This is a genomic window from Streptomyces sp. 11x1, assembly GCF_032598905.1.
In the GTDB taxonomy this organism is placed as follows: Bacteria; Actinomycetota; Actinomycetes; order Streptomycetales; family Streptomycetaceae; genus Streptomyces.
Map to the genome: position 1 here is coordinate 7,114,483 of NZ_CP122458.1, position 20,738 is coordinate 7,135,220.

A 20,738-nucleotide genomic window follows, 5' to 3' on the forward strand; every position below is an offset into this window, starting at 1 on the left:
GCGCTGATGGAACCTAGAGGAGCGGAGTTGACGGTGCATGGACAACACATGACGTCGCGGCTCCGCGAGTACGCGTACGAGACTCCGCCGTCCGCGGTCCGCCGTCCGCGGTCCGCGAGTTCGTGCGGCCGGGTGTCCGGGGACGGGTTCCCGGCTGCTGCGTGGCCTTCGCTCAGGCCGGTAGCGGCGGTGCCTCGCGACGTCGATGCCCGGGACGTCCTCCGAACCCGTGGCCGTGGCTGTGGACCGGTCCCGGCGGCTCGGCCGACGGCAGGCGGACGACCGCGTCAAGGCCGCCCGTGGCCGCCTCCCGCAGCGTCACCTCACCACCACTGGCGTGGGCGAGCCGCTGGACCAGGGAGAGGCCGAGCCCGGTGCCGCCCTTGGGCGCGCCGGGGGCGCGCCAGAAGCGGTCGAACGCGCGGGCGCGCTGCTCCGCCGTCATACCGGGACCCTCGTCGGTGACGTGCAGATCGACCCAGTGGGGCCGGGCGTCGCGCAGTGCCCTGCGGGCCGGGACGAGGAGCCGTAGCTCCATGGTGACCGTGCTGCCCGCCGGGGAGGCGCGCAGGGCGTTGGAGAGGAGGTTGTCGAGGATCTGCTCCACGGCTCCGGGAACGGCCGTCACCGGCCCCACCGCACCCGCGAAGAGGACCAGGGAGACCCTCTCGCGTTCGAACAACGGCCCCCACGTACGGTGCCGTTCCGCGCAGATAGCCCCCAGGTCGACCGGTGCCGGAATGGCCGCCGACTCCTCCAGACGGGCCATCGCCAGCAGCCCCTCGACCATCCGGGCCAGCCGGTCGGTCTCGGTGACGGCGGCGTCGAGGCTCGGCCGGGCGCGCCGGGCTATGTCCGGCTCCAGGTTCTCCAGCCGTAGCCGCAGGGCCGCGAGCGGGGTCTTCAGCTGGTGCGAGGCCTCACCGGCGAACGCCCGCTGGGAGGCCAGCAGATGCTCGAGGCGGGCCGCGGTCGTGTTGAAGGCCGCCGCCAGACTCCGTACCTCCGGCGGGCCCGAGGTGACCACCACGCTCGTCGCCGTACCGCCCTCGGCCAGCCGGTGCGTGGCCTCCTCCAACTGCCGGATGGGGCGCCCCGTCCAGCGCGCGAACGTGAACGCCACGGCGGCGACGCCGGTGAGCACGGCGAGTCCGGCGAGCGCCAGCAGCAGCCAGACCGCGAACACGCGGGCGTGCACCATGGTGGTCGGGAGCGTGATGCGCACGGCCCCCTGCGCCGACGCGCCCGTTTCCCGACCGGGCTCCGAGACGGGCCGCGCGTACGACACCGAGGCGATACCCGAGTCGCTCTCCGGGCCCGCGTCGTCTCCCGAGCCGGAGCCGGAGCCGGAGCCGGAGCCGGAGTCGGAGTCGGGGTCGAGGTCGGGGGTCGTGTCGGAGCCCGTGTCCCTGTCGGAGTCGGTGTCCGCGGTCGCGTGACCCACCGGGGCCGCCACGGACAGGTAGTGGACACCGCCCGTCGTCGTGGTCCGTACGTCCGTGGTGGCGCGCCCCCGCAGCGCGGCGGAGATCTCGGGGAGGGAGGCGAGGGACCGCTTCTCCTCGGCGGACAAGGAGTGGGAGGAGGCCAGCAGTTCACCGTCCGCGTCGACGATGACGACCTTCCCGCCGATGCGCTGGGCGCAGTGCCTGGCCCGTTCGGCGAGTTCGCCCGGGCGGTGGGCGGCGAGCGACAGCGCGGCGAACGCGGCCACCGACTCGGCCTCGTCGTTGGCCGAGTTGACGATCCGCTCGCGCTCCGCCCGGGAGTAGACGAAGCCCAGCGGGATCTCCAGGCCGAGCAGGACCAGGGCGGCGAGACTGAGGTAACTCAGCAGCAGACGTCGGGTCATGACGCCCTGGCCTCGGGCGTGCGATGCCTCCCCGTGCCCGCCCTCGACTCCGTCGCGGACCTCGTCCCCGGTCCGCGTCCGCCGCCGTGCGCCTGGCCCGGCCCCGGAGCGCGTACGGCGAGCCGGAAGCCCACACCGCGCAGGGTCTGGATCCACGCCGGGTCGCCCAACTTGCGCCGCAGGGTGGCGACATGGACGTCCAGTGTCTTGGTCGGACCCTGGTAGTGGTCGTCCCAGACGCGGTTGAGGATCTGCTGCCGGGAGTAGACCGCGCCGGGGTCCTCGGTGAGCAGCGCCAGCAGTTCGAACTCCTTGGGCGTCAGCGCGACCGGGACCTCGCCCACCCACACCTGCCGGGTCCGCCGGTCCACGACGAGCGGACCGGGCGGCGGGGCCGAACCGACGTCGGCCGCCGCGCCGCCGGAAGGGGCGCGGGGTGCGGGCGGCGCCTGCTCGTACATGGGGGGCTCGTAGGGCTCGAAGGCCGGGGGCTCGTGGACCGGGCTGCCGTACGCCGGAGTGCGGTACGCAGGGCCGCCCATGGCGGAAGCGCCGGGCGCGGGGCTCCCGACGGTGGGCGCGTTCTGCGGCGGGTCGGCGTACGTGGGCGTCCCGTGCGCCGGCGTCTCGTACGGGGCCGACCAGTCGTACTCGGCGCCACCGCCTTCACCGACGCCACCCGCTCCTTCGAAGCCGCCCGCTCCTTCGAGGCCACCAGCTCCTCGGATGCCGTCCGCTCCACCGGTTCCGATTCCGCTCACCCCTCTGGCTCCGCCGACTCCTCCGGCTCCACCTGAGTCTCCGGCTCCACCTGGGGCTCGGACCGCGCCTGTTGCTCCTGCCCGATACGGGTCCTCGGCTTCGAAGTCCCCGGCCGACGCGAAGTCGTTGTCGGCCCCGAAACGGCTCCCGGCCCGGCGCCTGTCCCCGAAGCCGGCTCCGGCCGCCGACTCCCCGTGCGCCGCGGGCTCCGGTGCGGGCGCCGACCAGCCGCCGTACGCCGAACTCCCGGCCACGGACTCGAAATCGGCCGCTCCGTCGGGCCCGGCCCCTCGCCCGGCCCCTCGCCCGGCCCCTCGCCCGGCCCCTCGCCCGGGCCCGATGCCGGGCCCGACCCCGGCCAAGTCCTCGGCCCCGGCCGGCCTCCCGACGCCCGCCTCGGCCACCACGACGCCGGCCACCACCTCGCCGCCCACGGTCCCGCCCGCGCCCCCGCCCGTCGCTCCGCCGCCCGGGCGCTGGTGGCGGCGCGACACCGCCCGTATCCGGGCGACCAGTTCCCGGATGCTGAATGGTTTCGCCAGGTAGTCGTCGGCGCCGAGTTCCAGGCCCAGCACACGGTCGGCCTCCTCGCCGCGCGCGCTGAGGATGATGACGGGGACGTCGGAGGTCCGGCGGATCCCGCGGCAGACGTCGATGCCGTCCATGTCGGGCAGGCCGAGGTCCAGCAGGACGACATCGCCGTGCGGACCTCTCAACCCGTCCGCTCCGGTGGCCACGTGGTGGACCGTCAGGCCGAAGTGCCGCAGCCCGTCGGCGAGCGGTTCGGCGATCGTCTCGTCGTCCTCGATGAGCAGCACTCGTACGCCCATGGCCGCCTGTCTCTCCAGAAAGTCGGGACAACACGAGAGCCGTGCTGTGGGGCGCCACGCTACAAGAGAACGAACAGCTCTGTGCAGGGAATCCAGAGCATTGTGAAATGACCCTCAGAAACCGCTTGTATTCGGTCGCCCGACCTGCGGCGGAGGGCTGCCTGGCTGAAATCTGTGGAAAATCTGGCGTCGTTTTAGTGTTCGCTTAACCTTCCTCTGGTCATCGCCCCTCTACGGTCGTCAAGGCAGGTCAGGACAGGTCAGGACAGTTCAGAGCAGGCTGGAACAGCTAGGAACCAGTACAGGGAGGCACGATGAAGGCGTTGCTGGATCGCGCCCGGTCGTTCAAACGGCGGGTCGACTTCGAGAGCGACGAATACCGAAAACTCGCCGTCGGGCAATTTCCCGAGGCGCTGTTCATTACCTGCTCGGATTCGCGGGTGATTCCCGCGCTGATCACCGGGGCGCGGCCCGGCGAGATATTCGAGCTGCGAAATGCGGGCAACATCGTGCCGCCGCACGACGCGTACGGGGCCGCCTCCGGCGAGGCCGCCACCATCGAGTACGCGCTGGAGGTGCTCGACGTTCAGGACATCGTGGTGTGTGGTCATTCCCACTGCGGTGCGATGGGCGCACTGAAGTACGGCGCGGACCTGTCCGGGCTGCCCCGGGTGGACGCCTGGCTCGACTACGCCAGGCCCGCGCTCGAACCGGTCCTGGGGGATGCCACCGGCAGTGACAACACCAGCAGTGACAGCATCGGCAGGGACAGTGCCTCGTCCGAGGATCCCGCCCTGCGTGAGGTCGTCCAGCTCAACATCCGCAACCAGCTGGCCGTCCTGCGGGACTACCCGGTCGCCAGGCAGCAACTCGACGCCGGACGCTTGCGGTTGCACGGCTGGTACTACGAGGTCGACACCGGCAAGGTGCACGAACTCGACGCGGACGGCGACTTCCAGGTGCACGGCTCATGAGCGGGGCGCACGGACGCCGGCACGCGGCGGGCGGCGGCGCTCACCGGTCCCACCGGTCCCACCGGAACGGCCGAAACGGTGGACCCGGGTTACCCGGATACGTACCCGACCCGCCCCCGTACGCCCCGGACTTCCCGGAGCGGACCGCCACCGAGACCCTGGGTCGGGAGCATCCGGGTCGGGAGGATCCGGGCCGGGAGGATGCGGGTCGTCGGGTCGATGCGGGCCGGGACGACCCGGATCCGGACGGTCCGCCCTCCGGGCCCAAGCGCTCCCGCGCCGGAGCCTCCGCCGGGCGCATCGACTTCGGTACGGAGATCACCGCGTCCCTCGTCGTCTTCCTGGTCGCGCTGCCGCTCTGCATCGGAGTGGCCGTGGCCTCCGGCGTACCGGCCGAACTGGGCATCATCTCGGGGGTGATCGGCGGTCTGGTGGTCGGCGCGGTGAGGGGCAGCACCCTCCAGGTCAGCGGCCCGGCGGCCGGGCTCGCGGCGCTCGTCGCGGAGACGGCCATGGAGTTCGGCGTCGCGATGCTCGGCGTGATCGTCCTCTTCTCCGGCATCCTCCAGATCGTGCTGGGCCTGGTGAAACTGGGCCGGATGTTCCAGGCGATCTCCATCGCCGTCGTGCAGGGCATGCTCGCCGGCATCGGACTGCCGCTGATGTTCAGCCAGCTGTACCCCATGTCCGACTCCAAGGCGCCGGGCACCCCCTTGGACAACATGGCGGGCGTCCCCGGACTGATCGCCGACACCGTGACGAACCCGCAGACGCTGATCGCGGCCGGACTCGGGATCGTCACGATCGTGCTGAGCTTCGTGTGGAAGCAGGTGCCGGGGCCGGTCAGGAAGATCCCGGCCGCGCTCGTGGCCGTCGGGATCGGTATCGCGGTCGCCTCGTTGCCGGGCGTCGAGGTGAAGACGCTCCAGGTCGGCAATCTGCTGGCGTCCGTGGACGTGCCGGGGCCGGAACAGTTGTCCGGGCTGGCCAGTGCCGGGGTCATCACGGCGATCCTCACCTTCACCGTGATCGCGTCGGCGGAGAGTCTGTTCACCGCCGCCGCCGTGGACCGGATGCACGACGGTCCGCGCACCCGGTACAACACCGAGCTCATCGCCCAGGGCGCGGGCAACACCGTCGCCGGCATCCTCGGCGCGCTGCCCATCACGGCGGTCGTCGCGCGCAGCTCGGCGAACGTGCAGGCCGGCGCCAAGACCCGTCTCTCCCGTACGCTGCACGGCCTCTGGCTGCTCGCCTTCGCGCTGCTGCTGCCGCAGGTGCTGGCGCTGATCCCGATCTCGGTGCTGGCGGGTGTCCTCGTGCACAGCGGGTGGAAGCTGTTCGCGCCGGAGCAGTTCCCGAAGATGTGGCGGCAGGACCGGGGCGAGTTCGCGGTGATGACGCTGACCACGCTGGTCATCACGGCGACCGCGCTGCTCGAAGGGGTGCTCTTCGGGCTTGCCGCGGGGGTGGTGCTGGCCGCGCTGCGGATGTCGCAGACCGTCATCCGGCAGCACATCGAGGACGACACGGCGAAGGTCGTCATGGCGGGCAACGCGACGTTCCTGCGGCTGCCGAAGCTGATCGACGCGCTGGAGGGCGCGGCCGCCTCCGGCAAGCCGCGCATCCGGCTGGACCTGCTCGGGGTGACCCACCTCGACCATGCCTGCCGCAGCCAGATCGAGGAGTTCGTGGCGCAGCAGCGGGGGGCGGGGCTGCGGGTGGAACTGCTGATGCCGGACCTCACGAAGTCGCCTGCGGCGGCCGAGCCGAAGGGGGCGGTGGCGGAGGAGCCGGCGTTCACGGGGGCGGCGGAGCCGGAGCGGGAGCCGGAGCCGGTGTCGACGCAGGTGTGGGACTACGCGACGGTCGGTACGGCGGCGGTGGGTGGCACCGGGCGGCCGATGCCGACCGGGGCCGGGGCCGGCGCCCGGGCCGGGGGTGGGCCGGGGCCCGACGCCGAGTGGTTCTATCTCGACACCCGGCCGATGCCGGGGGTGTCGGAGGAGCGGCCGTCGTTGTTGCGCCGGGGGCGCGATTGGGGGGAGTGAGGGGAGAGGGCGCCTGGGGTGCGGGTGCGGGTCCGGTGGGGGCGGGCCGCGCAGTTCCCCGCGCCCCTGAAAGGCGAAGCCGGGGCTGCGCCCGGCTTCGCCTTTCGTCCCGGCCCGCGGCCCTCAGGGCGGTGGGCTCCCTGGCCCGCAGGGCCCGGGCTTTCGGGGGCGCGGGGCGCGGGCTTTCGGGGGCGCGGGGAACTGCGCGCCCCGCCTCACCGGACCGCGGTCGCCACACCTCCCGCAACACCCCCACCCGGTCTACGCTGGAAACCGCCCAGGAGCCCTCGGGAAGGCGGCGTCATGACCAGCTGGAGCGTGCGTGACATGCCCGATCAGCGTGGCCGTTCCGCCGTCGTCACCGGTGCCAACAGCGGTATCGGATACGCCGCCGCCAGGGAGCTCGCCCGCCGCGGCGCGCATGTCGTCCTCGCCTGTCGCAGCGCGGAGCGCGGCGCCGTCGCCCTGGAGCGGATGAGCTCCGAAGTGCCGGACGGCAGCGTCGAGTTGATGCGGCTCGACCTCGGCGACCTCGGCTCCGTGCGGGAGTTCGCGGAAGCCTACGCGCAGGCGAGCGACCGACTGGATCTGCTCGTCAACAACGCGGGTGTGATGGCCGTGGCGCGGAGCCGTACGGCCGATGGCTTCGAGACGCAGTTCGGGACCAACCACCTCGGTCACTTCGCCCTCACCGGCCTGCTCCTGCCGACCCTCCTCGCCACGCCGGGCGCCCGTGTCGTGACCGTCTCCAGCATGATGCACCTACGGGCGAACATCGACATCGACGACCTCAACAGCGAGCGTAAGTACGGGCGTTGGCTCGCCTATGGCCGCTCCAAGACCGCCAACCTGCTGTTCACCCACGAGCTGGCCCGGCGCCTGGCGGCCGGCGGCTCGGAGGTCGTCGCCGCGGCCGCGCACCCCGGTTACGCGTCGACCAACCTCCAGACGGCCGGCCCCAGCGCCGAGGGCCGCAAGGGTGTCGAACGCTTCATGCGGGTCGGCAACCGCTTCTTCGCCCAGTCGGCCGAAGACGGCGCCCTGTCCACCCTCTACGCCGCGACCGCCCCCGCCGTGCGCCCCGACTCCTTCATCGGTCCGTCGTTCGCCATGTGGCGCGGCGCCCCGTCCCCGTCCTCGCGGGCCCCCTGGACCGTGGACGACCGGGCGAGCGAACGCCTCTGGACCGCCTCCGAACACCTCACCGACGTCACGTACGACGAGCTGAAGACCTGACTGCCGCCACGGCCGCCCCCCCGCTGTACCCAGCCCCGGCCCAGCGGGGCGGCGCACAGGGCCGCGCCGAGGGCGCCCGCCAGGTGGGGCCGGCGTTCCGTGCGACGACGCGCGCGGCGCGCGGGCGTCCGTACCCTCGTACGGTCGTCCGCGCGCCACGCGCCGATGCCAGGTCGGACGGGCGACCCGCCCGTGGGGTGCTACGCGGCCCGCACCTCGTACGCCGTGATCCGTACGGCCTCGTCGTCCAGGCACTGCCCGGTCTCCAGGTCGAAGCGCTGCTTCAGGAGCGGGGAGGCCACGAAGGGGCGGCCCCGGTGGCTGCCGGTGAGGCCCCGGGAGAGGACGGCGGCGCCGCCGAAGGGGTCGCGGTTGTCGATGGCGTACAGCTTGCCCGCGCGGTCGAGGAACAGCGCGGCCTGGTTGCCGTCGGGGAGCAGGGCGGCCACACCGCGGCCCGGGATCAGCAGGGCCAGGTCGCAGACCGTGAACCAGCCGTCTGCCAGCCGCAGTTGGACCTTGACGTCGATCTTCTCGGGGGCGAGGGTCATCGGGCGCTTCCTTCCAGGACATCGGCGGGCCGCAGGCCGATGGACAGCAGGGGCAGGTCGGGCTTGATCTGGTCGCGCTCGGGGACGAAGCCGACGACCGGGTCCGGGGTGTCCGGGGCGTTGACGAAGGACACGAACCGGGCGAGCTTCTCGGGGTCGTTGATGGTGGCGGCCCACTCGTCGGCGTAGTGCGAGACGTGGTCCGCCATCAGGGACTCCAGCTCCTCGCAGATGCCGAGGGAGTCCTCCACGACCACGTCCCGGACGTGGTCCAGGCCGCCGGGGATCCGCTCCAGCCACGTCGAGGTGCGCTCCAGGCGGTCGGCGGTGCGGATGTAGAACATCAGGAACCGGTCGATCAGCCTGATCAGTTCGGCATCGGAGAGATCCTGGGCCAGCAGGTCCGCGTGGCGCGGGGTGGCGCCGCCGTTGCCGCCGACGTAGAGGTTCCAGCCGTTCGACGTCGCGATGACGCCGAAGTCCTTCGACTGAGCCTCCGCGCACTCGCGGGCACAGCCCGAGACCGCCGACTTCAGCTTGTGGGGGGACCTGAGTCCCCGGTAGCGCAGCTCCAGGTCGATCGCCATGCGGACCGAGTCCTGGACGCCGTAGCGGCACCACGTCTGGCCGACGCAGGACTTCACCGTGCGCAGCGACTTGCCGTAGGCGTGGCCCGACTCGAAGCCGGCGTCCACCAAACGGGTCCAGATGACGGGCAGTTGCTCGACGCGGGCGCCGAACATGTCGATCCGCTGACCTCCCGTGATCTTCGTGTAGAGACCGAAGTCGCGGGCGATCTCACCGATCACGATCAGGCCCTCGGGGGTGATCTCACCGCCGGGGATGCGCGGGACGACCGAGTACGAGCCGTTCTTCTGCAGGTTGGCCAGGAAGTGGTCGTTGCTGTCCTGGAGCGCGGCCTGCTCACCGTCCAGGACGTAGCCGCTGGCGCCGATGGTCGGGGCGAGTGAGGCGATGATCGAGCCGACGGCCGGCTTGCAGATCTCGCAGCCGTCGCCGCCCCTGGCCTCGTCGCGGCCGTACCGGTCCAGCAGATCCTGGTAGGTGTTGATGCGCAGGGCGAGGACGATCTCGTACAGCTCCTCGCGGGTCTGCGAGAAGCAGCCGCACAGGCCCTTGTCGACGACGACGCCACTGGCCTCCAGCTCGGCGGTGACGAGCTGGCCGAGGACCTTGACGCAACTGCCGCAGCCCGTACCGGCCTTGGTGCACTTCTTGACCTCGGGGACGGTCGTGCACCGGTGGTCGGTGACCGCGCCCCGGATCGCGCCCTTGGACACGTTGTGGCAGGAGCAGATGATCGCGTCGTCCGGCAGCGCGGACGGGCCGAGCTGGGCGCCGCCGCCGGAACCCGCCGGGAGGACCAGCGACTCGGGCGAGACCGGCGGGACGGATCCGGTGAAGGCCTTCAGCGTGCCGTACGCCTCCGCGTCACCGACCAGGATGCCGCCGAGCAACTCGCCGTCCCGGCCGATGACCAGCTTCTTGTAGATGCCGGAGCGGGAGTCGGAGTACACGACGTCCAGGCAGTCGGCGGTCGCGCCGTGCGCGTCACCGAAGGAGGCCACGTCGACGCCGAGGAGCTTCAGCTTGGTGGACAGGTCGGCGCCGGTGAAGGCGGCCTCGTCGGCGGCGATGGTCGCGGCGGCCGTCTCGGCCTGCTCGTAACCGGGGCCCACCAGGCCGTACACCCGCCCGTCGGAGGCCAGCGCGCACTCGCCGATCGCGAACACGTGCGGGTCGTTCACGGTCCGGCACTGCTCGTCGACGGTGATGCCGCCGCGCTCGCCGACCGTCAGACCGCAGTCCCGGGCCAGCTGGTCGCGGGGGCGGACACCGGCGGAGAACACCACCAGGTCGGTGGCGAGTTCGGAGCCGTCGGACAGCTTCATGCCCGTGACCGCGCCGGAATCGTCGACGACGATCTCCTGCGTGCCCACACCGGTGTGAACCGACAGACCCATGTCCTGGATGGTGCGCAGCAGCGCGGCGCCACCGCCGTCGTCCACCTGCACCGGCATCAGCCGGGGCGCGAACTCCACGATGTGCGAGGTGAGTCCGAGACCCTTCAGCGCACCGGCCGCCTCCAGCCCGAGCAGACCACCGCCGACCACGGCACCGGTCTCGGCCGTCTTCGCGTACTCCTCGATCGCGAGCAGGTCCTCGATCGTGCGGTAGACGAAGCAGCCCGTGGCGTCCTTGCCCGGGACCGGCGGCACGAACGGGAACGAACCGGTGGCGAGTACCAGGATGTCGTACTCGAAGACCTGCCCGGAGCGTGCGGTGACCTTCTTCGCCTCACGGTCGATCGTCTCGGCCGGGTCGCCGACGAGCAGCTCGATGCCGTGCGTCTCGATGAACTCCATGTCGGTCATCGACAGGTCCTCGGGCGTCTTGCCCGCGAAGTACGAGGTGAGCGCCACCCGGTCGTACGCCGGGCGCGGCTCCTCGCAGAGCACGACCACGCGGTGCGTGGCGGTCAGGCCGCGCTCGGCGAGCGCTTCGAGGAAGCGCTGGCCGACCATGCCGTGGCCGACGAGCACGATCGTGGGGGTGGCCCCCAGGGTGGCGGACATTCAGGAGCCTCCATCGTTGGTGAGCAGGTGGAGCAGGGGAGCGCCGTCTCCGGGGAGCGGCTCCGCTCCCTCCCAGGCGCGGGCGAGCGCGCCCACGGTGCCGAGTTCGCCGACGAGCACTCCACCGACCAGGCGGTCGTCGCGGACGACGACCTTGCGGTACGTGCCGCGTGTGGCGTCGGCCAGCTGGATCACGTCGTCACCGGGCAGGGGCTCGGGCTCGCCGAACGCGGCGAGGTCGAGGAAGTCCGCTCCGGCGAGCGTCAGCCGGGTCAGGGCGCGGGTGCCGGTGTACCGGGCGGCCGGGGAACCGGCGTTCCCCGCGAGCAACTCGGCCAGGACATCGGCCTGTTCGAGCGCCGGGGTGGCGAGCCCGTACACCGTGCCCTCGAACTGGGCGCAGTCGCCGATGGCATGGATGCGAGGGTCGGAGCTGCGCAGCTCCTCGTCGACGATGACGCCCTTGTGCACCGCGAGCCCCGCCTCCTGGGCGAGTCCCACTCGGGGGTGGACCCCGCAGGCGATGACCACGAGGTCCGCGTCGAGGGCGTATCCGTCGGCCATCGAGACCGACCGTACGGTCCCGCCGACGCTGCGCACGGCGCGTACGCGCGTCTCGGTGTGCACCTCGACACCGAGGTCGGTGAGGTGTCGGCGGACCAACTTCGATGCGGACGGGTCGAGCTGACGCTCCATCAGGCGCTCGCCCTGCTGGGCGAGAACCACCTGCGCGCCGCGCAGGGCGAGCGCGCGGGAGGCGGAGACCCCGAGGAGCCCGCCTCCGATGACGACGGCGCGCACACCCGGCCGGACCGCCTTCGAAAGCCCCAGACAGTCGTCCATGGTCCGGAAGGCGTGCACCCCGTCGGGGAACTCGTGGCGCTCCGGGTCCCAGAGGCCGCGCAGCGGCGGCAGCACCGGGTTGGAACCGGTCGCGAGGACCAGCCTGTCGTACGCGATCTCCGCACCGTCCGCGAGATGTACGGCTCGCATCTCGCGGTCGATACGGACCACCCGGCCGCGCGTCAGCTCGGCGGGGGCGGGCAACGCGATGACCTCGGGCGCGTACCGTCCGGCCAGCACCTCGGCGAGCAGCACCCGGTTGTAGGGTGTGTGCTCCTCCTCGCCCACCAGCGTGGCGGGCATGCCGAGCTCTCCCAGCCGCCGGGCGAGACGTACACCCGCGAGGCCGGAGCCGATCACCACCACACGCTCGTTCGAGGTCATGTCCTTGAGCGTGCGGTGCCGGTGTTACCCGACCGCATCGCATCTGTTTCCCATGAGGAACGCTGCCCTCCCCATGGCCCCGAGCGGTGTGTGAGGGGTTTCCGAAAGGCCCGGGTGGGGTGTGAGGACACCCGGGATCACCGCGCTGACCTGGTGATACGAGGGTCGTGCGGGCGTATACGGGAGGACGGGCCGGGGCGCGGGCCGGCGCGGACGCCCCGGGCCGCGGTGCCGTAGGTCACGTCGGGCGGTGTCGTAGGTCACGTGGCGCGGGGTCGAGGGGGCGCGGCGAAACAATCCAGGGAACCCGACCTCAGAAGATCCTCAGGTCGATGGACGACACACCCATCCTGCCGCATAGGGTCCCGATCATGCCTGACATATCGCTGACCACGGTCGTCGTCCTGTGCGTGGCCGCCCTCGCGGCCGGCTGGATCGACGCCGTGGTCGGTGGCGGCGGTCTCCTGCTCCTCCCCGCCCTTCTCCTCGGCCTGCCGAACGGCGCCTCGGCCGCGCAGTACGCGCTGGGCACCAACAAGGCCGTCGCCATCGTCGGGACCACGGGCGCCGCGCTGACGTACGCCCGGCGCACCCCCGTGGACGTGAAGACCGCCGTACGCATCGGCCTCGCGGCGCTCGCGGGCTCGACGGCCGGCGCCTTCGTGGCCGCCGGCATGAGCACCGACGTCCTGAAGCCCGTCGTCATGGTGGTCCTGCTCGCCGTGGGCGCCTTCGTGATCCTGCGCCCCTCCTTCGGCACGGCCCCCGGCACCGGCCCGGTCTCCGCGCGCCGCGTCCTCGCCGCGATCGGCCTCGCGGGTGTCGGCATCGGTTTCTACGACGGCCTCGTCGGCCCCGGCACCGGCACGTTCCTGGTCCTCGCCCTGACCGCCGTCCTCCACCTCGACCTGGTCAGCGCCTCCGCCACCGCCAAGATCGTCAACTGCTGTACCAACGCGGGTGCCCTCGCCACCTTCGCCTGGAAGGGCACGGTGTACTGGCAACTGGCGGCCCTGATGGCGGTCTTCAACCTCGTCGGCGGGACCGTGGGCGCCCACACCGCCCTGAAGAGGGGCAGCGGTTTCGTCCGTGTCGTCCTGCTGACGGTCGTGTTCACCCTGGTGGCGAAGATGGGGTACGAGCAGTGGGTGGCGTGACAGGCCGACGCGCAGGGGGCGGGCGCCGGTGATCAGTCGGCGCGGTTGCTGTCGCGGCTGCCGGTGAGGGAGGCGACGCGGCTGCCGGTGAGGTGGGCGAAGACGACCACGTTCCCCCGGTAGCCGGTCGCCCGTGAGTATCCGCCGCCGCAGGTGATGACCCGCAGCTCGGGCCTCGGCGCGGCCCCGTACACCTTCTCGTCGGGGAAGTCGCGCGCGTCGTACACCTCCACGGCGTCCACCGTGAACAGGGCGGTCCCGCCGTCCCACCGGTCCACCTCGATGGTGGCGCCCCGCCGCAGCGCGCCGAGGCGGTAGAACACGGCGGCCCCGTCGGCGTTGTCCACGTGCCCGGCGACGATCGCGGTGCCGCGCTCACCCGGTGTCGTACCGGCCTCGTACCAGCCCGCCAGGTTCTTCCTCTCGGCGGGCGGGACGTCGAGGCTGCCGGTCGGCGTCAGGCCGAGCCCCATGAGCGGCGCGTCGACGCGGAGGGAGGGGACGCGGATCCGGACGGGCGGGGAGGCCGGCAGCGCGGCGGCCGCGGACCCGTCGTCCCCCCACCCGCTCGACGTGCCCGACGAACCGCTCGACCGGCTGTGGGCCTGCGCGGCCGACGGCTGCGGCGGCGCGTGCGACGCGGTCCCGCTGCGCAGCAACCACGCGCCCGAACAGAGGGCCACCACGGTGACCCCGGCTATGACGGCATTGGCGAGCCGACGCACAGAAACCTCCTCAACCTCCTCATGGGCCGACGGGCACCCCCTCGGGCGCGCCGCAAGCTGGTGCCCCTTGTTCCTCCCCTCCGGGTCGAGGGGCGTCGGACCCGGAGGGGAGGAGGGGACGGCGGTACCGGCGGACGGACGGCGGAGGGTGTCCGTCAGAACCCGTCGCCTCTCGCCCGGCGATGCAGGAGCCAGGTACCGCCCGCGGCGGCGACGGCCAGGGCCGCCACACCCGCCGCGGTCTGCACGGGATCGGGACCGAGTGCGCCACCGACCCCCGTCTTCACACTTCCCCTCGGATACGCCGGCTGTCCGGTCCGCGTGCCGGTGAGCGAGACGACCAGGTCGCCGGTGACCCGGGAGACCCCGTCCGCACAGGTCGCGACGATCTCGTACGTCCCTGGCTGCGCGCTCGGCGGCACCTCGAACCTGCCGGCGAGCCGCCCCTGCCCCGCGCCCGGGCTGAGCGAGAAGGAGCCGGCGCCGACCGCGCTGGCGTCCCCCGTGGCGGTACCGTCCGCACCGCAGGCCGCCGTGCGGACGGTGACCTCGTCGCCGGGGACGACACCGGTGGGGGACAGTTCGAGCCGCCCGGTGCCCGCATCACCGTACGCGGGTGTGCCGGTGAGGGCCGCGAAGGCGAGGGCGAGCGCGGTCGTGGCCAGCGGCCGGGCGGTACGTCGCATCGTGCTGCCTCCTCCTAGAGTCCTCCGTTCCCTTCCGAGGTAAGTGGCTCTCCGCTCCGCGCGCTTGCTGACGGACTGTCAGAAATGAGGTGAATGGGTGTCAGGGGGTGGGCGGGGAAAGGCGGACCGGCGGATGTTTGGGCAGGTCATGGGGGTGCGCGCGGCGGGCGCGGAGAAAAGGAACGCGCCGGGCGGCCGGTGGGGGTGTGAACGGGTGATTGGGGGCGGGGACGCGGAGCCGTCTGCCGGGGACGGGAAACCCGCGAGATCCCGCGCGATCCGGCACCGCTTGACCTCAAGCAACGTTGAGGTATCACGCTGAGCCCCATGAAGACCGCGACGCACACCACCCACCCGGATTCCGCCCCGGCTCCCACCTCCGCACGCGCGCCCGCTCCTACTCCCCCTCCCGCCCCGGCTCCTGTTCCCTTCTCCGCCACGCCGGTGAGGGTGACGCTGGTCATCGGCAGCAACCGCACCGGCCGCTTCGGGTCGGTGATCGCCGACTGGCTGCTGAGCCGGGTCCGGGAGCACGGCGGCTTCGAGGTCGACGTGGTCGACGTAGCCGAGGCCGACCTGCCGACGACGTTCGCGCCGACCGCCGAGGCGGCGGCACGACTGGCCGAGATCACCCCGAAGCTGGCGGAGGCGGAGGCGTTCATCGTCGTGACGCCCGAGTACAACCACTCGTACCCGGCGGCCCTGAAGAACCTCATCGACTGGCACTACGAGGAATGGCAGGCCAAGCCGGTGGCCCTGGTCTCCTACGGCGGTGTCTCAGGAGGTCTGCGCGCGGCGGAGCACCTGCGCCAGGTCTTCGCGGAACTCCACGCGACCACGATCCGGGACACGGTCTCCTTCCACAACGCCCACGCCGCCTTCGACGACACCGGCGGCCTCCACGAGCCGACCCCCCCGAACGCGGCGGCCCGGACGATGCTGGACCACCTCTCCTGGTGGGGCCACGCACTACGCGAGGCGAAGGAGAGGCGACCGTACGGGGGTTGAGGAGCGCGGGAAACGGCGCGAGAACCCCGAGCGCTACCAGGGAGGCGCGTGGACCGGGAGGACGGCCCGCGCCCCGAAAGGGGCGCGGGGAACTGCGCGAGGACCCCCAGTCGACCCGCGGACGAACGATAGGCGCCCGGGGGAGGTAGAAAGGGCGCAGCCCCTGGGGGTGGGACGGGTGGGGGCGGCGGGGGCGAGAAATCCACGTGCCCCACCGCCACCCCCTCACCATCAACAACCGCCTCCAGGCCCCCCACCCCCACCTTCCGGATCCTCCGGCGACGGCTCGACGGGCTCCTGGACGGGTGGGGCTTCCTCGGTGGGGGGTTCGACCACGGGTGGGGCTTCCTCGGCAGGGGGTTCCACTACGGGTGGGGCCTCCTCCGCGGGCGGTTCCACTGCGGGCGGGGCTTCCTCGGTGGGGGGTTCGACCACGGGTGGGGCTTCCTCTACAGGCGGCTCCACCCCAGACCCAGCCGGCTCCTCGCCCCTCGGTTCCTCAACTCCCGGCTCCTCGCCCCCAGGCCCGTCAACTCCCGGCTCCTCGCTCTCGGATCCCTCACCCCCCGGCGATTCAGGCGCCCGTACCCCCAGCCCGCCCCCCTCCTCACCGGGGCCCACGCCCCCACGGCCGCCACCCGCACCCTCCCCACGAGGCGAGACCACCACATCCGTCACCGCTCCCCGGTGCTCGACGACATCGGGAGACGCCACCTCGGGCCGATGCGGCGCGGGCGCCTGCGCGACCGGCACCCGCCGCTCGGGCCCCGCCCCCGAGTCGAGGGGCCCGAGCACGATGCCGGCCACGACCGCGGCGGCAGCCGCAGCCGCACCGACCGCCGCGACGGCGGGCACCTTCACCCCACCCGCGCCACCCGCCGCCTGCCGCACGGCGTGCAGCACCTGGCCACCCCCGTGCCCACCCGCGGAGCCGAGCACCGCGGCCGTACCGGCGGAGCCACCCGTGAGGGCCATCAGCAGCTTGCCCCCACCTCCTCCTACGACGAAGACCAGCAGGGCGGGACCGACGAACGCGGGCAGCCGGTCGTTCGTGCGCATCAGCACGGCGAGCCGCGCCCGGCAGTCGTCGCACGCGTCCACATGGCTGAGCAGTTGCTCGGACTGCCGCGCGGTCGCCGTACCGCGCACATACGCCGGCATGCGCCCCCAACGCACCTGGCACGCCGGATCGATCGGCGCACCGGGCTGCTCGCGCAGGAACGCCTGGCGCATCCCCTCGCGCGCCCGGTGCAGCAGCACCGCCGTCGCGCCCTGCTTCGCGCCGATGCGCTGCCCGACCGTCTCCAGCGGCTGGCCCTCCGCCTCGGCCAGCCACAACGCCTGCACCCACCGCTCCGGCAGCTGGCCCAGCACCCGCACCAACAGATCGACGGAGGAGACCTGTTCGGCGGGGTCGGTGGCGTCGGCCACCCGGACGTCGGCCTCGGCCCGTTCGGGAGCCGTCGGATCCAGTGGTGTCTCCCGCGTCGCGGTGGAGCCCACGGCCGCCGCGAGATGCCGCACCGTCGTCATCAGATACGCGGGCACGTTGTCGATCTCGTGCCCTCCGGAGAGCCGCCGCCACACGCGGAAGTGCGCCTCGGCGACGAGGTCCTCGGCGGTCCAGGAGTTCCGGGTGAGGGAGCGCGCGTACGCGACCAGGCGCGGATGCTGTTCCTCGTAGATGCGGGTGTACGCGGCGGTCGCGGACCCGGACAGGCCGTCGGTCATGGCGGGAAACGCTCTCCAGTCGCCTGTGGATGGAATGACGACGATTTTGTATGTGGAGATGACAAAAAACTCAAGTAATCACCCAAAGTGACACGCGTCACAGTGGGTAACTTCGAAAGCGGCGTAATACATGGGGGCTCGGCGCGGTCGACAGGGCGTGTGACCCGAAGAAGCATCTGACGAACGCATGAACCCACAACAACCGAGCATCCGAAGTAGCCGCAGCCGCTGAAGCATCCGCGGCTTCCGCAGTGCCGCCATACCTGACGACCTACCTGAAGCGCCCGAACTGGAGACCGCCCATGCCCCCCGCCCGGCCCGCCCGCCCGACGCCCCCCGCCCTCGAACAGTGCGCCCGCGCCCGCCTGATCACCCCGGACTACGACGAGATCCCGGTACGCACCACCCTGCGCTACACCCCCGACGACCCCTTCGCCGTGCACATCGACTTCCCCTCCGGCTCCTCCGCCGATGGCGCCGACGTGACGTGGGCGTTCGCCCGCACGCTCCTCGCGGAGGGGCTGACCGGCCCGGCCGGTATCGGCGACGTGCACCTCTGGCCCTGCGGCTCGGCGCACACCGTCGTGGAACTCCACTCCCCGCACGGCATGGCCATGATCCGTTTCGACACCTCCTCGCTCCGCCGCTTCCTGCACCGCTCGTACGCCGTCGTCGCGCTCGGCGGCGAGGACCTGGAACCGGCGCTCGACGACGGTCTGGCTTCTCTGCTGGGTGGGGTCTGACGCGTCGGTCCGGAGCGCCCGCTATGTTCGATCCGATCGTCCGGATATTCGGAGTGGGCACATGCAGACGACAGCAGAACCGGCCGGCCGGACAGGGCTGGGGGAGAGACCGTGACCGAGGCCGCGAGCAGAACCTCGAACAGCACCACCGCGGAAGCGGCCTTCGCTGGGGCGGAGGCCGATGACACCGACACCGGCGCACACCTGAGCGCCGCCACCTCCCCACACTCCGAGGGCTCCGAACACCCCGAACACCCCGAGCGTCCGGAGACCCCCGAGACCCCCGAGACCCCCTGGCCCCGTCACTGGCCCCTGCTGCTCCTCGGCGCGGCCCTCGTCCCCGGTGTCGTGCTGGTCGTGGTGGGGCGGTGGATGGAGGAGCCGGCGGTTCAGGCGTGGCGGACCGTGTGCCTCTCCATCACCGTGCAGGCGCTGCCGTTCCTGCTGCTCGGGACCGCCCTGTCCGGCGCCATCAACGCCTTCGTCCCGGCGCGCGTGTTCACCCGGGTGCTGCCGAAAAGGCCGGCGCTCGCGGTCCCGGTCGCCGGCGCCGCCGGGGTCGTGCTGCCGGGCTGCGAGTGCGCCTCGGTGCCGGTCGCGCAGAGCCTGATCCGTCGGGGCGTCGACCCGGCAGCGGCCTTCGCGTTCCTCCTCTCCGCCCCGGCCATCAATCCGATCGTCCTGACCGCCACGGCCATCGCCTTCCCCGGCAGCCCCGCGATGGTGCTGGCCCGGCTGCTCGCCTCCCTCGTCACCGCCGCCGCGATGGGCTGGCTGTGGCTCTGGCTGGGGCGCGCGGAGTGGCTCAAGCCGGTCGCGCGGCACACCGGGCACCGGCCCGGGCAGAGCCGCTGGAACGAGTTCCGTACCGGCTTCCAGCACGACTTCCTGCACGCGGGCGGCTTCCTCGTCGTCGGCGCGATGGCGGCGGCCACGTTCAATGTGCTCGTCCCGCGCACCGTGCTCGACACCTTCGCCGACTCGCCGTGGCTGTCGGTGCTGTTCCTCGCAGCGCTCGCCATCCTCCTCTCGGTGTGCTCCGAGGCGGACGCCTTCGTCGCCGCGTCGCTCACCGGCTTCTCGCCCACCGCGCGGTTGACCTTCATGGTGGTCGGCCCCATGGTCGACCTGAAGCTGATCGCCCTGCAGACGGGCACCTTCGGCCGGGCCTTCGCGGTCCGCTTCTCCGCCGCGACGGTCGTCGTCGCGATCCTGTGCAGCGTGCTGATCGGAGCCGTACTCCTGTGAAACGACCCCTCCAGGCGCTCCTGCTGCTCCTCAGCGGCCTCGGCCTCCTGCACGCGACCCTCGTCACCGACGACTACCTGAGATACGTCAAGCAGGGCATGCACCCCCTCCTCGTGGCCTCGGGCGCACTGCTCCTCGTCCTGGGCACGGCGGAGGCATGGTCGCTGTGGAGACCGCGAGCACAAGACGCACGGCAAGCCGACACCGACACCGCCGACACCGCCGAAACCGACACCGCCGACACCGGCGCAGGCACCGCCCCCGACGGTCACGGCCACGACCACTCCACCCCGCCCCGCGTTGCCTGGCTCCTGCTCCTTCCCGCGCTGAGCCTGCTCTTCTACGCCCCGCCGGCCATCGGCGCGTACACCGCGTCCCGGGAGGCGCCCAAGGCGGTGACGGTCACGGACCAGGACGACTTCGACCCGCTGCCGAAGACCTCACCGCTCCCGATCACCCTCACCGACTTCACCCGCCGGGTGCAGCAGGACCGAGACCGGGCCATCGACGGCCGGACCGTCGAGATGACGGGCTTCGTCACCCCTGACAAGGACACGTCGGCCGGGGGCGGCGGGGACAGCGGGGACGACGGGACGACGACCACCTGGTACCTGACCCGCGCCATCTTCAGTTGCTGCGCAGCCGACGCCCAGTTCGTGAAGGTGCGCGTCCACGGCACCCCGCCCCCGCCCGCCGACACCTGGGTCACCCTCACCGGCACCTGGCACTCCTCCGGCGCCCTCGGCACGGGCTCCGCCGAGGCTGCTGTCGACGCCGACACAGTCAAGAAGGTCCCCCGCCCACCCAACGCATACGCCGACGCCCTCACCCCCACGCGCTGACCTGGCCCACCGACCCGCCCCCTGACTCGGAGACTCGGAGACGCGTGGAAACGATCACGTACAGATCGGGCCTGCTCCAGTCCGTACTGCCCGTCGCACTGGGGCTCCTGGGCGGGACGGCACTGCTGTATGTCGCCCTAGCCCTGACCTCCGATCCCATGGGCGGCGACACGCTGCGACAGTGCGTCTCGGGGGTGTTAACCGCCACCGTGGTCGTCGCGGTCCTGCGCCGGGGCGACGAGGTGACCCTCGCCGAGGACGCCCTCGTGGCGCGCGGCCTGCGGACGCGCCGGATCCCCTGGACCGGCATCCGGAGCCTGGAGGTCCGTCGCGTCCTCGGCGTACGGCAGATCACCGTCCACACCACCGACGGCCGCCGCGCCACGCTGCGCACCCCGACGTCCTTCCTGGACCGGGAGTTCGACCTGAAGGCCGAGATCCTCACCCGGTGGTGGCGCGAGCGACGCTGAAGCCTGCACCGGCCGACGACACATCCGCCCGCGCCCCGCGGCCCCAGG

The 20,738-nt window shown here is 72.4% G+C and carries 17 protein-coding genes and 1 pseudogene; 9 read left to right on the forward strand and 9 right to left on the reverse strand.

Annotated elements, in window-relative coordinates; genetic code table 11:
- Positions 1 to 172 precede the first annotated feature (172 nt).
- From P8T65_RS31285 to P8T65_RS31295, 3 genes and pseudogenes are all read right to left on the reverse strand, one after another.
- Positions 173 to 1,852, reverse strand: a complete 1,680-nt coding sequence (locus P8T65_RS31285; protein ID WP_316728514.1) for a HAMP domain-containing sensor histidine kinase — start codon at positions 1,850 to 1,852, stop codon at positions 173 to 175.
- Complete coding sequence (locus P8T65_RS31290; RefSeq protein ID WP_399103280.1) at positions 1,849 to 2,394, reverse strand: winged helix-turn-helix domain-containing protein; 546 nt, start codon at positions 2,392 to 2,394, stop codon at positions 1,849 to 1,851. The genes P8T65_RS31285 and P8T65_RS31290 overlap by 4 nt, the downstream gene beginning before the upstream one ends.
- 681 nt (positions 2,395 to 3,075) lie before the next feature.
- Positions 3,076 to 3,444, reverse strand: a pseudogene (locus tag P8T65_RS31295) (response regulator transcription factor); the annotation flags it as partial.
- Between the two features lie 314 nt (positions 3,445 to 3,758).
- Here P8T65_RS31295 and P8T65_RS31300 point away from each other — a divergent pair.
- The 3 genes from P8T65_RS31300 to P8T65_RS31310 all read left to right on the forward strand — a co-directional run bounded on the left by P8T65_RS31300 (position 3,759) and on the right by P8T65_RS31310 (position 7,705).
- Positions 3,759 to 4,418, forward strand: coding sequence for a carbonic anhydrase (locus tag P8T65_RS31300; protein ID WP_316728516.1), 660 nt, complete (start codon positions 3,759 to 3,761; stop codon positions 4,416 to 4,418).
- Positions 4,415 to 6,469 (forward strand): SulP family inorganic anion transporter, encoded by a 2,055-nt coding sequence (locus tag P8T65_RS31305; protein WP_316728518.1) that lies wholly within the window; start codon positions 4,415 to 4,417, stop codon positions 6,467 to 6,469. Before P8T65_RS31300 ends, P8T65_RS31305 begins: the two co-directional genes overlap by 4 nt.
- A 303-nt stretch (positions 6,470 to 6,772) precedes the next feature.
- Positions 6,773 to 7,705, forward strand: coding sequence for an oxidoreductase (locus P8T65_RS31310; protein ID WP_316728519.1), 933 nt, complete (start codon positions 6,773 to 6,775; stop codon positions 7,703 to 7,705).
- A 200-nt stretch (positions 7,706 to 7,905) separates the two neighbouring features.
- Here P8T65_RS31310 and nirD read toward each other — a convergent pair whose 3' ends face one another.
- Genes nirD through P8T65_RS31330 form a run of 3 tightly spaced genes read right to left on the reverse strand, consistent with a single transcriptional unit; the run spans position 7,906 to position 12,080 of the window.
- Positions 7,906 to 8,256, reverse strand: coding sequence for a nitrite reductase small subunit NirD (nirD, locus tag P8T65_RS31320; protein WP_316728521.1), 351 nt, complete (start codon positions 8,254 to 8,256; stop codon positions 7,906 to 7,908).
- Positions 8,253 to 10,853, reverse strand: a complete 2,601-nt coding sequence (gene nirB, locus P8T65_RS31325) for a nitrite reductase large subunit NirB (RefSeq protein WP_316728524.1) — start codon at positions 10,851 to 10,853, stop codon at positions 8,253 to 8,255. The genes nirD and nirB overlap by 4 nt, the downstream gene beginning before the upstream one ends.
- Entirely contained in the window at positions 10,854 to 12,080 is a 1,227-nt protein-coding gene (locus P8T65_RS31330; protein WP_316728526.1) for an FAD-dependent oxidoreductase, read from the reverse strand.
- Between the two features lie 371 nt (positions 12,081 to 12,451).
- Here P8T65_RS31330 and P8T65_RS31335 point away from each other — a divergent pair, with 371 nt between their 5' ends.
- Entirely contained in the window at positions 12,452 to 13,237 is a 786-nt protein-coding gene (locus P8T65_RS31335) for a TSUP family transporter (RefSeq protein WP_316728527.1), read from the forward strand.
- A gap of 32 nt (positions 13,238 to 13,269) precedes the next feature.
- Here the strand turns inward: P8T65_RS31335 and P8T65_RS31340 are convergent, their stop codons facing one another.
- The gene (locus tag P8T65_RS31340; protein WP_316728529.1) at positions 13,270 to 13,962 is read right to left on the reverse strand and encodes a class F sortase; all 693 of its coding nucleotides are present in this window, start codon (positions 13,960 to 13,962) and stop codon (positions 13,270 to 13,272) included.
- A gap of 155 nt (positions 13,963 to 14,117) precedes the next feature.
- Complete coding sequence (locus tag P8T65_RS31345) at positions 14,118 to 14,648, reverse strand: hypothetical protein (RefSeq protein ID WP_316728530.1); 531 nt, start codon at positions 14,646 to 14,648, stop codon at positions 14,118 to 14,120.
- 327 nt (positions 14,649 to 14,975) lie between these two features.
- On the opposite strand from P8T65_RS31345, the gene P8T65_RS31350 reads away from it, so the two are divergent.
- Positions 14,976 to 15,656: an NAD(P)H-dependent oxidoreductase gene (locus P8T65_RS31350; RefSeq protein WP_316728531.1), complete on the forward strand. Its 681-nt coding sequence runs from the start codon at positions 14,976 to 14,978 to the stop codon at positions 15,654 to 15,656.
- A 231-nt stretch (positions 15,657 to 15,887) separates the two neighbouring features.
- Here the strand turns inward: P8T65_RS31350 and P8T65_RS31355 are convergent, their stop codons facing one another.
- Positions 15,888 to 17,387, reverse strand: a complete 1,500-nt coding sequence (locus P8T65_RS31355) for a sigma-70 family RNA polymerase sigma factor (protein ID WP_316728532.1) — start codon at positions 17,385 to 17,387, stop codon at positions 15,888 to 15,890.
- Positions 17,388 to 17,689: 302 nt separating this feature from the next.
- On the opposite strand from P8T65_RS31355, the gene P8T65_RS31360 reads away from it, so the two are divergent.
- From P8T65_RS31360 to P8T65_RS31375, 4 genes are all read left to right on the forward strand, one after another.
- Positions 17,690 to 18,130: an SsgA family sporulation/cell division regulator gene (locus P8T65_RS31360; RefSeq protein WP_316728534.1), complete on the forward strand. Its 441-nt coding sequence runs from the start codon at positions 17,690 to 17,692 to the stop codon at positions 18,128 to 18,130.
- A 111-nt stretch (positions 18,131 to 18,241) separates the two neighbouring features.
- Positions 18,242 to 19,378, forward strand: coding sequence for a permease (locus tag P8T65_RS31365; protein WP_316728535.1), 1,137 nt, complete (start codon positions 18,242 to 18,244; stop codon positions 19,376 to 19,378).
- Complete coding sequence (locus P8T65_RS31370) at positions 19,375 to 20,220, forward strand: TIGR03943 family putative permease subunit (RefSeq protein ID WP_316728537.1); 846 nt, start codon at positions 19,375 to 19,377, stop codon at positions 20,218 to 20,220. The genes P8T65_RS31365 and P8T65_RS31370 overlap by 4 nt, the downstream gene beginning before the upstream one ends.
- A gap of 44 nt (positions 20,221 to 20,264) precedes the next feature.
- Entirely contained in the window at positions 20,265 to 20,690 is a 426-nt protein-coding gene (locus P8T65_RS31375) for a hypothetical protein (protein WP_316728538.1), read from the forward strand.
- The last annotated feature ends 48 nt before the right edge of the window (positions 20,691 to 20,738 follow it).